Consider the following 11,503-nt stretch of genomic DNA (forward strand, 5'->3'; position numbering starts at 1 on the left):
CGGGGGCGCGGCCGCCGCGAGCACCCCGCCGCCCGTCCGAGAGCCGCAGCCCCCGCTCACCTCGGGCGAGAAGCCCCCGGTCGACTGGGACGCCACCTGAGCCCACCCGTTCCGACGCCCCCGGCGCCGTACCCGATCCCGGGGTGCGGCGCCGGCGTCGTGCGGGACGGGGTCAGCCCAGCAGCGGGGGCCTGCGCAGGTGGTGCGTCGTCGCCTGCTGGTAGGCGTGCGCGGCGGCCAGCACCGTGGCGTCGGCGTGCCGCGGCCCGACGACCTGCAGCCCCACCGGCAGGCCGGCGGAGGTGAAGCCGCACGGCACCGACGTCGCGGGCTGCTGGGTCATGTTGAACGGGTACGTGAACGGCGTCCACGACGTCCAGCGTGGGTCGTGCCAGCCCTCGGGGACCTCCCGGCCGCCCTCGAACGCGGTGATCGGCAGTGTCGGGGTGAGCAGCAGGTCGTACTCGGAGTGGAAGGCGCCCATCAGCGTCCCCAGCTCGTTGCGCACGGCCATCGCGCCCAGGTAGTCCAGCGCCGAGACCCCGGCGCCCTGCTCGGCGATCTCCACCAGCGCCGGATCCATGGCCTTCCTGGCCTCGGCGCCGACCGGCTCCAGGGACTTCGCGGCCGCGGCGAACCAGAGCGTGTGGAACGGCTCGATCGGGTCGGCGAAACCGGGGTCGGCATTCTCGACGGTCGCGCCGAGCTCACGGGCGAACACCGCGGCCGCCTCGGCGACCAGCGCCGCCACCTCCGGGTCGACGTCGACGAACCCCAGGGTGGGGGAGAACGCGATGCGCAGGCCCTGCGCGCCCCCGGCGAGCCGCTCGACGGCGGACTCGCGGGGCACGTCGAACACCCACGGGTCGCGGGTGTCGGGCTGCGCGACGACGTCGTGCAGCAGCGCGGCGTCGGCGACGGTGCGGGTCATCGGGCCGACGTGGGCGAGCGTCCCGAACGCCGAACCGGGGTAGTGGGCGATCCGGCCGTAGGTCGGCTTGTGCGCGACGGTGCCGGTGAACGCGGCCGGGATGCGGACCGAGCCGCCTGCGTCGGTGCCCAGCGACAGGGGGCCCATGCCCAGCCCCACCGCGGATGCGGATCCGCCGGACGAGCCGCCGGCCGTCCTCGTCGGGTCCCACGGGTTGGTGGTGACCCCCGTCAGGGGCGAGTCGGTCACGCCCTTCCAGGCCAGCTCGGGGGTGGTGTTCTTCCCGATCAGCACCGCCCCGGCGGCGCGGACCCGGGCGACCGGCGGACCGTCGACCTCGAACGGGCCGTCCGGGGACGTCGTCGTCGAGCCGCGGCGGGTCGGCCAGCCGATCGTCAGGAGCATGTCCTTGATCGAGGTGGGGACGCCGTCCAGCGGCCCGACCGGCTCCCCGGCCTGCCAGCGCGCCTCGGAGTCCTTCGCCTGCGACAGCGCCGAGTCGGCGTCGACCAGGCAGAATGCGTTCACCGCGCCGTCGTGCGCCTCGATCCGGTCCAGCGCGTCGCGGGTGGCCTGCACCGGCGAGATCTCGCCGCTGCGGTAGCCCGCCAGCAGCTCGGTCGCGCTGAGGTCTGCAGTCGTCACAGCAGTCACACCTTTCCTGCGGATGAGCTCACGTACCCGCGTTCGGGGTCCACCACGTTGCGCAGCTCCCGGCCGTCCCGGAAGCGCGCGAGGTTGTCGGCGAACAGCTCGACGAGCATGTCCTTCCATCCGACGACGTCACCGGACATGTGCGGGGAGAGGAGCACGTGCTCCATCGCCCACAGCGGCGAGGTCGCGGGCAGCGGCTCGGCCTCGAACACGTCCAGGGCGGCGCCGGCGAGCCGCCCGGTCGCGAGCGCGTCGGTCAGGTCGTCCTGCACGACGAGCGCGCCCCGGCCGACGTTGACGACCCGCGCCCGCTCGGGCAGCAGGGCGATCGTCCCGGCGTGCAGCATCCCGCGGGTCGCCTCGGTCAGCGGGGCGGCGAGCACCAGGTGGTCGGTGTCGGGCAGCAGGCCGGGCAGCTCGTCGAAGGCGTGCACGCCGTCCGCGGCGCGCCGGCCGACCAGTCGCACCCGCATCCCGACCGCGCCCAGCAGGTCGGCGACGGCGCGTCCGATCGGCCCGCTCCCGACGACCGTCGCGACCTTCCCGGCGACGGTCTCGGTCTCGCGGTGGCGCCAGGTCCGCTCCCGCTGCAGCGCGAGCGAGCGGGCGGTGTCCTTGGCGAACGCGATCACCGCGCCGAGCACGAACTCGGCGATCGGGCGGTCGAACACCCCGCGCGAGTTCGTCAGCGTCGCACCCGAGGCGAGCAGGGCGGGGAACGCGACCCGGTCGACGCCGGCGCTGGCGGTGTGCACCCAGCGCAGCGCCGCGGTGTCGGTGGCCTCCCAGACGTCCTTGACGGCGTCGGAGGTGAAGTCCCAGGTGAGCAGCACGTCGCTGCCGGGCAGTACGGCGGCGAGCTCGCCGGCGTCGGCGGCGAAGCGGAGACGTGCGTCACCGGCGTGCCGCTCGAGCCCGGGCGGGGCCTCCCCGCCGTGCAGCACGGCGACGGTGATGGGGTCCTGACCAGCGGAAACCGGCAACGGGAGATCCTGTCGGTAGGGAGGTCGGGCGGCGTTGACACGCTAGGAAGCGCACCTACGATTGTCAACAATCCGCGTATCGGACAGGGGGATCGGATGACGAAGCTGATCAGGATCGAGCTCGCGAAGCGTGGCGTCGCGTGCACCGCGAGGCTGCTGGAGGCCGAGGCGCCGCGCACCGCCGCGGCGGTCTGGGAGGCGCTGGCCGACGGCCCGCAGGGTGGCGACGCGCAGCACGCCAAGTACGCCCGCAACGAGGTCTACACGATCGTCCCGCGGTTCGGCCCGCGGATCGGGCAGGAGAACCCGACGGTCACGCCCATCCCGGGCGACGTCTGTTACTTCGACTTCCACGGCGGGATGCTCGACAGCGCGTTCAAGGACGACCAGGGCATCGACGCCGCCGAGGGCGGGATCGACCTCGCGATCTTCTACGGGCGCAACAACCTGCTGCTCAACGGGGATGTCGGCTGGGTGCCGGGCAACGTGTTCGCCACCATCGTCGACGGGCTCGAGGGGATGGCGACCGCCTGCCACGACGTGTGGCGCGCGGGCAGTGTGGGGGAGCGGCTGGTCTACTCGCGGGCGTCGTGACCCTTGCGATGACCCCGGTCTCTGTAGGATTGTCGACAACATGAGCACGGTCGGATTCCTCTACCCGGGCTTCTCCGCCGAGGACGACTACCCGCGCGCCGAGAAGCTGCTGACCGACGGCAGTCGGCTCGCCCTCGTCCACACCGAGATGCCCGAGGACGCCCACCGCGAGGACGCGCTGCTCGCCATCGGCGGCGACGAGGTCCTCGCCGACGGCGCGCGCCGGGTCGCCGCGGAGGCGGGCCCGCTGGACGCGATCGTCTGGGCCTGCACCTCGGGGTCGTTCATCTTCGGTCCCGAGGGCGCCGCCCGGCAGGTCGCGGCGCTGGAACGGGTGTCGGGGGTGCCGACGTCGAGCACGTCGTTCGCCTTCGTCGACGCCTGCCGGCGGCTCGGGATCCGCTCGGTGGCGGTCGGGGCGACCTATCCGCCGGACGTCGCCGGCGCCTTCGTGCACTTCCTGACCCACCACGACATCTCCGTGCACACGCTGTCCGCCCGCGACATCATCACCGCCGCCGAGGTCGGGACGTTGCCGCCGGAGACCGTGCTGGAGTTCGCCGCCGCGGTGGCCTCGGACGCGCCCGGCGCCGACGCGGTGCTGCTGCCCGACACCGCGCTGCACACCGTGGATGTGCTCGACGCGCTGGACGCACGCGTGGGCAGGCCGGTGCTGACAGCGAACCAGGTGAGCATCTGGCAGGGCCTGCGTGTGGCCGGGGCCGACGTCGACCGTCCCGGCCTGGGGACACTGTTCCGGAGAGGGTGACTCGTGGGCCTGGACGTCTCGGAGCTCGAGCCGGTGAGCCGGCGCTCCACCGCGGAGATCGTCGCCGACCGGATCCGTGCGGCGATCATGCGCGGCACGTTCGCGCCGGGCACCCAGCTCGGCGAGGTGGACCTCGCGAACCGGCTGGGGGTGAGCCGCGGCCCGCTGCGCGAGGCGATGCAGCGCCTCGTCGCCGAGGGGTTGCTGCGCAGCGAACGCCACCGCGGCCTGTTCGTGCGCGAGCTCGGTCCCGACGACGTCCGTGACGTCTACCTGGCCCGCACCGCGGTGGAGCGGGCCGCGGCGCTCAAGGTGCTGGAGGGTGACCGCGCGGCGGCCGTCGTCGCGCTGGAGATCCCGCTCGGGGTGATGGCCGCCGCGGCCGAGGCGGGCGACGCCGTGGCCCTCGCCGACGCCGACCACGACTTCCACGCCGCGCTCGTCGCCGCGTCGGGGAGCCCGCGGCTGCGCCGGATGACCGAGGGTCTGCTCGTCGAGACCCGGATGTGTCTCGCCGCGTTCCAGCAGACCGCCCCGCCCGCCCGGGCGCTGCTCGCCGAGCACGAACGGCTGCGCGATGCCCTGCGCGACGGCCGCACCGAGCTGCTGCTGGACCGGCTGGCCGCCCACATGGACGACGCCGTCACCCGCATCCTCGCCGCGATGCCCGGGGCGGCCTGAACGCCTGTGAACCGAACCGCCGGACACCCCGGGGACTAGTTCGCATACGTAACATGTCGGCACGTGGTGGGCGTCCTCGAAGGTTTCCTGGTCATCGGCGTCGTCGTGGTCGTCGGGTACGTCCTCGGCCGCGGAGGCCTGCTCGGAGACCAGGGCTCGAAGGTCCTCGCCCGCACCGCCTTCTTCGTCGCGACACCCGCGCTGCTGTTCACCACGCTCAGCCGTTCGGACGTCGGCGCCGTCCTGTCCTCGGGGCTGGTCGTCACCGCGCTGACCAGCACCCTGGCCTGCCTGCTGTTCGTGCCCGTCGCGCTGCTGCGCCGCCGCCCGGCAGGCGAGGTCGTCGTCGGGTCGATGGCGTCCGGCTACGTCAACGCGGGCAATCTCGGTATCCCGATTGCGGCCTACGTGCTCGGCGACTCCGCCGCCGTCGCCCCGGTGCTGCTGTTCCAGCTCGCGATCCTGACCCCGCTGTTCACGACCCTGATGGACGTCCTGCCCGGCGACGGCCGCGGCGAACGCCCCGGGTGGGGCCGGGTCGCCCTCGCCCCGCTGCGCAACCCGATCGCGATCGCCACCGCCGCCGGGCTGACCGTCTCCGCGACGGGCGTCGTGCTGCCGGAGCCGGTGACCGCCCCGGTCGAGCTGCTCGCCGACCTCGCGGTGCCCGCCATGCTGCTCGCGTTCGGCATCTCCCTGCACGGCGCCCGCCGCCCCGGGGCGGGGGAGACCGCGGGCTCGGTGTGGACCGCCGTCCTGATCAAGAACGTGCTGCACCCGCTGATCGCCTGGGCCTTCGCCGCGGGCGTGCTCGGCCTGACCGGCCCGGCGCTGCTCGCCGCGGTGGTACTGGCCGCCCTGCCCACCGCGCAGAACGTGTTCGGTTACGCCGTGCGCTACGACCGCGCCGTCCCGCTGGCCCGCGACGTGGCACTGGCCTCGACCGTCGTCGCCGTCCCGGTGCTGCTGGTGATCGCCGCGCTACTGACCTGACCAGGACCTTCCTCGTCGCCACGTCCGGGATGGGGGGCTTTTCGCTCGTCCCTTTGCTCTGCTCACCGATACGCAGCAACGGCCCCGCGCGGGCGCTGGGCGGCCGCACGGCGGGCCGGCCACCCGCGTCGCGCGTGCGCCGAGATGCAGCCCAGCGGGCGGTGGAGATCGACAACTCCCGCTGAGCTGCATCTCGACGCCGCCGAGGGCTGTCCGCCCGGCAACGCGGGCCCGTCCGGGGCCGCTGCGCCAGGGCACTCCGGGCGCGTGCTGCGTATCTGTGAGCAGAGCAAAGGCGGGCCCGACCGACCCTTGCCCGGACCCACCCGGCCGTGCTTCCCTGGGATTGTCGACAACTCGACAACCCGAGACGCACCACCCTCGACGCATCAGGAGCTGCGAACCCATGGCACAGCTGTCCCCGCTGCTCAAGCAGGCCACCCCGGTCCAGGCCGCCCGCGGTGAGGGCGTCTACCTGTACGACACCGACGGGCGCCGCCACCTCGACTTCACCGCCGGCATCGGTGTCACCTCCACCGGGCACTGCCACCCGACGGTCGTCGCGGCCGCACAGGAGCAGGTGGCCACGCTGATCCACGGCCAGTACACGACCGTGATGCACCAGCCGTTGCTGACGCTGGTCGAGCGGATGGGCGACGTGCTGCCCGAGGGCATCGACTCGGTGTTCTTCACCAACTCCGGCTCCGAGGCCGTCGAGGCGTCGGTGCGGCTGGCCCGCCAGGCCACCGGCCGGCAGCTGATCATCGCGTTCGACGGCGGCTTCCACGGCCGCACCATGGGTGCCGCGGCGCTCACCACCTCCGGGGCGAAGATCCGGGCCGGGATCGCCCCGATGATGGGCGGGGTCGCGTTCGCGCCCTTCCCCTACGCCTACCGCTACGGCTGGTCCGAGGAGCAGGCCGTCGCGTTCGCCCTGTCCGAGCTCGACCGGCAGCTGGCGAGCACCGCGCCGGCGTCCGACGTCGCCGCGTTCATCGTCGAGCCGGTGCTGGGCGAGGGCGGCTACGTCCCGACCCCGCCCGCGTTCCTGCACGGCCTGCGCGAGCGCGCCGACCGGCACGGCATCCTGCTGATCGCCGACGAGGTCCAGACCGGCTACGGCCGCACCGGGAAGTTCTGGGGCCACCAGCACGCCGAGGGCCTCACCCCGGACATCATCGTCACCGCCAAGGGGCTCGCGTCCGGCTTCCCGCTCTCGGCCATCGCCGCGCCGAGGGCCCTCATGGAGAAGGCGTGGCCCGGCTCGCAGGGCGGCACCTACGGCGGCAACGCCGTCGCCTGTGCCGCCGCGCTCGCCACGCTCGAGGTCGTACAGGGCGAGGGCCTCGTCGAGAACGCCCGCGTGCAGGGCGAGAAGCTCCTGGCCGGCGTCCGGGACGCCGCGCAGGGCATCGCCGCCATCGGCGACGTCCGCGGACGGGGGCTGATGGTCGGCATCGAGTTCGTCGACGCCGACGGCAAGCCCGACGGCGCCACCGCAGCCAAGGTGCACGCCGCGGCCGCCGCGCAGGGCCTGCTCCTGCTGACCTGCGGTGTCTACGGCAACGTCGTCCGGATGATCCCGGCGCTCGTCGTGACCGCCGAGCAGGTCGACGAGGGCCTGGCGCTCTGGACCAAGGCGCTGAACGACGCGCTGTCCTGAGACCCGCCCCCGGGGGAACGGACGAGGCCCCGCACACCTGCCGGTGTGCGGGGCCTCGTCGTCGGAGGTGCGGGTCAGCGCCCGACGGGAGAGATGTTCAGGCTCATCCCGGCCAGACCGCGGGCCTTCACGGTCAGCTTCTCCGCGATGGCGTCGAGGGCCTGCGCCGCGGCCGACTCGGGCTTGCCGAGCACGATCGGGGTGCCGGCGTCGCCGCCCTCGCGCAGCGCGACGTCGAGCGGGATCTGGCCCAGCAGCGGCACCGTGGTGCCGACCGTGCGGCTCAGCGAGTCCGCGACGATCTGCCCGCCACCGGAGCCGAAGATCTCGTTGCGCGAGCCGTCGGGCATCTCCATCCAGGACATGTTCTCCACGACCCCGGCCAGGCGCTGGCGGGTCTGGGTGGAGATCGACCCGGCCCGCTCGGCGACCTCGGCGGCGGCCTGCTGCGGGGTGGTCACGACCAGCAGCTCGGCGTTCGGCACGAGCTGGGCGGTGGAGATGGCGACGTCGCCGGTACCCGGGGGCAGGTCGAGCAGCAGCACGTCCAGGTCGCCCCAGAACACGTCGGCGAGGAACTGCTGCAGCGCGCGGTGCAGCATCGGGCCACGCCAGACGACCGGGGTGTTGCCGTCGGTGAACATGCCGATCGAGATGACCTTCACGCCGTGCGACTGCGGCGGCATGATCATGTTCTCGATCTTGGTGGGCCGGTCCGCGGCACCGATCATGCGCGGGACCGAGTGGCCGTAGATGTCGGCGTCGACCACGCCGACCTTCATCCCGCGCCGGGCCATGGCCGCGGCCAGGTTGACGGTGACCGAGGACTTGCCGACGCCGCCCTTGCCGGACGCCACACAGAACACGCGGGTCAGCGAGCCGGGCTGGGCGAAGGGGATGACGGGCTCGTCGGCGTCGCCGCGCAGCGAACGGCGCAGCTCGGTGCGCTGCTCGTCGCTCATCACGTCGAGCTCGACCTCGACCCGCTCGACGCCGGGGACCTTCGAGACCGCCTCGGTGACGCGAGAGGTGATCGTCTCGCGCATCGGGCAGCCCGCGACGGTCAGGTAGACCCCGACGTGGGCGAGGCCGTCGGCGGAGACGTCGACGCTCTTGACCATCCCCAGCTCGGTGATCGGCTTGTGGATCTCCGGGTCCTCGACGGTGCCGAGGGCTGCGCGCACGGCCTCGACGACGGTGCTGGTGCTGCCGGTGACGGACATGGGCTCCTACGACCTCTTTCCTCTCGCGTCACCCCATGCTACGTGGGTGGTTCCGAGGTCTCCGGGTCACCGGCGGTGTCGCGCGGCACGTCCGCGCTGACGAGGTGGTGCGGGTGTCTCTAGCATCCCTGCGATGGACGACACGAGCGGCGCCCCGACGCGCGAGCACCCGGCGCGCCGCCGCGTGGTCCCGACCCCGGCCGAGCTCGCGTCGTGGCGCAGCTTCCTGCGCGCGCACGCGGGCATCACCAAACAGCTCGAGACCGAGCTGGAGGGCGAGCAGCAGCTGTCCCTGGCCGCCTACGACGTGCTGGTCCAGCTGTCCGAGGCGCCCGACCACCGGCTGCGGATGACCGAGCTGGCCGACGCCGTGCTGCTCTCCCGCTCCGGGGTCACCCGGCTCGTCGACCGGCTGGAACGGGTCGGGCTCGTCGCCCGGGCCAAGGTCGCCGACGACGGCCGCGGGGTCACCGCCCGGCTCACCGACACCGGCTACGACCGCCTGCGCACCGCCGCGCTCACCCATCTGCGCGGGGTCCGCGCGCACTTCGTGGAGCGGCTCGACGCCGACGACCTCGCGGCGCTCGAGCGCATCATGCGCCGCCTGGTCCCCGACCGCTCCTGAGCGATCAGCGTTCCTTCTTACGCATCTTCTTCCGGGCACCCGGCTCGACCGGGAGCTCCTCGCCGCGGCTGCGGGCCACGGCGTCGTCGAGCCGGTCACCCAGCTTCTCCAGCTCGCCGCGCAGGTAGTCCCGGCTCGCGGTCTCCCCGACGGCCAGGCGCAGCGCCGCCAGCTCCCGGGCGAGGAACTCGGTGTCGGCCTTCGTCCGCTCGGCGCGCCGCCGGTCCTCGTCCAGCGCGATCCGGTCCCGGTCGTCCTGCCGGTTCTGGGCCAGCAGGATCAGCGGTGCGGCGTACGCGGCCTGGGTGGAGAACGCCAGGTTGAGCAGGATGAACGGGTACGGGTCCCACTGGATCGACCAGGCGACCAGGTTCAGCGCGATCCACACGACGACGATCACCGACTGGATCGCGAGGAAGCGGCCCGTCCCGAGGAACCGGGCGATCCGCTCGGAGAAGCGGGCGAAGCCGTCCGGGTCCACCTCGAACCGCCGACGCCCGACGCGCGGCTGGTCCAGCCGCCGTCCGATCCCGGACTCAGGCACCGTGCACCTCCCCGTCGTGCGTACGGTCGCCGGCGCCGTTCGCGGCCCGCACCGCGCCGCCGTGCACCTCGCCCGGGGCGAGGTCGCGGTCGCGCCAGCCCTGCGGCAGCAGGTGGTCCAGCACGTCGTCGACGGTGACCGCGCCCAGCAGGTGGTGCTCGGCGTCGACGACCGGGCCCGCCACCAGGTTGTAGCTGGCGAAGTAGCGGGTCACCTCGCCGAGCCCGGCCTCGGGCCCCAGCTGCGGCAGGTCGGCGTCGACCATGCCCGCGACCAGCTCGAACGGTGCCGCCCGCAGCAGCTGCTGGGCGTGCACACAGCCCAGGTAGCGCCCGGTCGGGGTCGCGGTCGGCGGGCGGACGACGAACACCATCGACGCCAGCGCCGGGGGCACCTCCGGGTTGCGCACCCGGGCGAGTGCCTCGGCGACGGTCACGTCCGGCCCCAGCGTGATCGGCTCCGGGGTCATCAGGCCGCCCGCGGTGTCCCACTCGTAGCGCAGCAGGCGGCGCACGGGCTCGGACTCGTCGGGCTCCATGAGTTCCAGCAGCCGGCCCGCCTCGTCGTCGTCGAGCTCGCCGAGCAGGTCCGCCGCGTCGTCCGGGCTCATCGCCTCCAGCACATCGGCGGCACGGTCGTCGTCGAGGTAGCCGAGCAGCTCGCGCTGATCGGACTCGGACAGCTCCTCGAACACGTCGGCGAGCCGCTCGTCGTCCAGGGCGTCGACGACGTGGCGCTGCCGGTCGTCGGGCAGCCGCGACAGCGCCGCGGCGACGTCGGCCGGGCGCATCGAGTCGAACACCGCGAGCAGCCGGTCCGCGCCCTGCGCGGCGGCGACGTCGAGCCCGGACACGGCCTCCCAGCCGTACACCTCGACCCGCGGCCTGCGCGCCAGCCGCGTCCGCCGGAACCGCAGCGCCACCTTGGTGATCACCCAGTCCCGGGTCCGGCTCGGCTCGACCGCGACGTCGACGACCGAGCCCTCGGTCCCGGCCTCGCGCACCGTCGCGGGGGAGTTCAGTAGCTGCCCGAGCACGAGGGTCTCGTTGGGGCGCTGGTCGAACGAGCGCAGGTTCACCGAGCCGCTGGCCAGCGTCACCGCGGTCGGCGCGATGTCGGCGACCCGCAGCATCGGCACGAAGATGCTGCGGCGTGCGGACAGGTCCACGACCAGGCCCAGCACCCGCGGTGGATGACTGTCCACGCGCAGTGACACCACGACGTCGCGGACCTTGCCGATCCGCTCACCGTCCGGGCCGTAGACGGCCAGGCCGGCCATCCGCGCGACGAACACCCGTACCGAGGCCATGGCGCCGAGACTAGAACCCCCGGCGGTACCGCGACCGCCCCGGACGTGTGACTAGGCTCGCCCGCCGTGAACGAGCCGCAGCACGATCCCGGCCAGGGCCCCGAACCCCTCCGCTACGACATCGTCGACGTGTTCACCGACCGTCCGTACGCCGGTAACCCGCTGGCCGTCGTGCACGGCGCCGAGGCGCTGTCCACGGCCCGGATGCAGGCGATCGCGCGGGAGTTCAACCTGTCGGAGACGACGTTCCCGCTGGCCCCGACCGGCGACGGCGAGAGCGGCGCCGACTACCGGGTGCGGATCTTCACCCCGCTCGCCGAGCTGCCCTTCGCCGGGCACCCCAGCGTCGGCACGGCCTGGGTGCTGGCCCGCGACGGCGTCATCGGCGAGGGCGACCGCGTGCAGGAGTGCGGGGCCGGGCTGCTGCCCGTGCGGGTCGACGACACCGGCGCCCGGGTGTGGGGCGGCGCCCCGTCGGTCGGCACCGAGCTGAACGCCGTCCGCCTCGCCGCCGCGCTCGGCCTCGGCCCCGAC

General features: G+C 73.8%; 12 protein-coding genes. 7 read left to right on the forward strand and 5 right to left on the reverse strand.

Translation table 11 applies throughout. The annotated features are described in order from the left end of the window. Positions 1–172 precede the first annotated feature (172 nt). Positions 173–1,576 (reverse strand): amidase, encoded by a 1,404-nt coding sequence (locus tag GTW08_RS03400; RefSeq protein ID WP_202416337.1) that lies wholly within the window; start codon positions 1,574–1,576, stop codon positions 173–175. Between the two features lie 5 nt (positions 1,577–1,581). Then, positions 1,582–2,568 carry a D-2-hydroxyacid dehydrogenase gene (locus tag GTW08_RS03405; protein WP_161151400.1) on the reverse strand — a complete coding sequence of 329 codons (987 nt, stop codon included), beginning with the start codon at positions 2,566–2,568 and terminating at the stop codon, positions 1,582–1,584. Positions 2,569–2,664: 96 nt separating this feature from the next. Here GTW08_RS03405 and GTW08_RS03410 point away from each other — a divergent pair, with 96 nt between their 5' ends. From GTW08_RS03410 to GTW08_RS03430, 5 genes are all read left to right on the forward strand, one after another. Further along, on the forward strand, positions 2,665–3,162 hold the full coding sequence (locus GTW08_RS03410) for a DUF3830 family protein (protein ID WP_161151401.1): 498 nt from the start codon (positions 2,665–2,667) through the stop codon (positions 3,160–3,162). A 40-nt stretch (positions 3,163–3,202) separates the two neighbouring features. Further along, positions 3,203–3,931: a maleate cis-trans isomerase gene (locus tag GTW08_RS03415; RefSeq protein ID WP_073577751.1), complete on the forward strand. Its 729-nt coding sequence runs from the start codon at positions 3,203–3,205 to the stop codon at positions 3,929–3,931. A gap of 3 nt (positions 3,932–3,934) precedes the next feature. After that, on the forward strand, positions 3,935–4,612 hold the full coding sequence (locus GTW08_RS03420; RefSeq protein ID WP_174525546.1) for a GntR family transcriptional regulator: 678 nt from the start codon (positions 3,935–3,937) through the stop codon (positions 4,610–4,612). 63 nt (positions 4,613–4,675) lie between these two features. Next, positions 4,676–5,605, forward strand: coding sequence for an AEC family transporter (locus GTW08_RS03425; protein ID WP_161151402.1), 930 nt, complete (start codon positions 4,676–4,678; stop codon positions 5,603–5,605). 406 nt (positions 5,606–6,011) lie between these two features. Beyond that, positions 6,012–7,268 (forward strand): aspartate aminotransferase family protein, encoded by a 1,257-nt coding sequence (locus GTW08_RS03430; RefSeq protein ID WP_073577753.1) that lies wholly within the window; start codon positions 6,012–6,014, stop codon positions 7,266–7,268. A 74-nt stretch (positions 7,269–7,342) separates the two neighbouring features. Here the strand turns inward: GTW08_RS03430 and GTW08_RS03435 are convergent, their stop codons facing one another. Next, complete coding sequence (locus tag GTW08_RS03435) at positions 7,343–8,491, reverse strand: Mrp/NBP35 family ATP-binding protein (protein WP_062400483.1); 1,149 nt, start codon at positions 8,489–8,491, stop codon at positions 7,343–7,345. Positions 8,492–8,624: 133 nt separating this feature from the next. Here GTW08_RS03435 and GTW08_RS03440 point away from each other — a divergent pair, with 133 nt between their 5' ends. Further along, positions 8,625–9,116, forward strand: coding sequence for a MarR family winged helix-turn-helix transcriptional regulator (locus GTW08_RS03440; protein WP_073577754.1), 492 nt, complete (start codon positions 8,625–8,627; stop codon positions 9,114–9,116). Between the two features lie 4 nt (positions 9,117–9,120). On the opposite strand, the gene GTW08_RS03445 is transcribed toward GTW08_RS03440, so the two are convergent. Next, positions 9,121–9,660, reverse strand: a complete 540-nt coding sequence (locus GTW08_RS03445) for a DUF1003 domain-containing protein (RefSeq protein WP_073577755.1) — start codon at positions 9,658–9,660, stop codon at positions 9,121–9,123. Beyond that, positions 9,653–10,969 (reverse strand): magnesium transporter MgtE N-terminal domain-containing protein, encoded by a 1,317-nt coding sequence (locus tag GTW08_RS03450; protein WP_073577756.1) that lies wholly within the window; start codon positions 10,967–10,969, stop codon positions 9,653–9,655. Before GTW08_RS03450 ends, GTW08_RS03445 begins: the two co-directional genes overlap by 8 nt. 66 nt (positions 10,970–11,035) lie before the next feature. Between GTW08_RS03450 and GTW08_RS03455 the strand changes: the two genes are divergently transcribed. Next, positions 11,036–11,503, forward strand: a 468-nt coding sequence (locus GTW08_RS03455) for a PhzF family phenazine biosynthesis isomerase (protein WP_161151403.1), incomplete at its 3' end; no start/stop codon positions are given.

The sequence above is a fragment of the Pseudonocardia sp. SID8383 genome (genome assembly GCF_009864975.1).
GTDB classification, from domain to species: domain Bacteria; phylum Actinomycetota; class Actinomycetes; order Mycobacteriales; family Pseudonocardiaceae; genus Pseudonocardia; species Pseudonocardia alni.

Excerpts from the sequence above, each read along its gene's own strand:
- GTW08_RS03440 (WP_073577754.1), top strand. The coding sequence starts at position 8,625 with ATGGACGACACGAGCGGCGCCCCGACGCGCGAGCACCCGGCGCGCCGC.
- GTW08_RS03415 (WP_073577751.1), top strand. The coding sequence starts at position 3,203 with ATGAGCACGGTCGGATTCCTCTACCCGGGCTTCTCCGCCGAGGACGAC.
- GTW08_RS03410 (WP_161151401.1), top strand. The coding sequence starts at position 2,665 with ATGACGAAGCTGATCAGGATCGAGCTCGCGAAGCGTGGCGTCGCGTGC.
- GTW08_RS03450 (WP_073577756.1), bottom strand. The coding sequence starts at position 10,969 with ATGGCCTCGGTACGGGTGTTCGTCGCGCGGATGGCCGGCCTGGCCGTC.
- GTW08_RS03435 (WP_062400483.1), bottom strand. The coding sequence starts at position 8,491 with ATGTCCGTCACCGGCAGCACCAGCACCGTCGTCGAGGCCGTGCGCGCA.
- GTW08_RS03430 (WP_073577753.1), top strand. The coding sequence starts at position 6,012 with ATGGCACAGCTGTCCCCGCTGCTCAAGCAGGCCACCCCGGTCCAGGCC.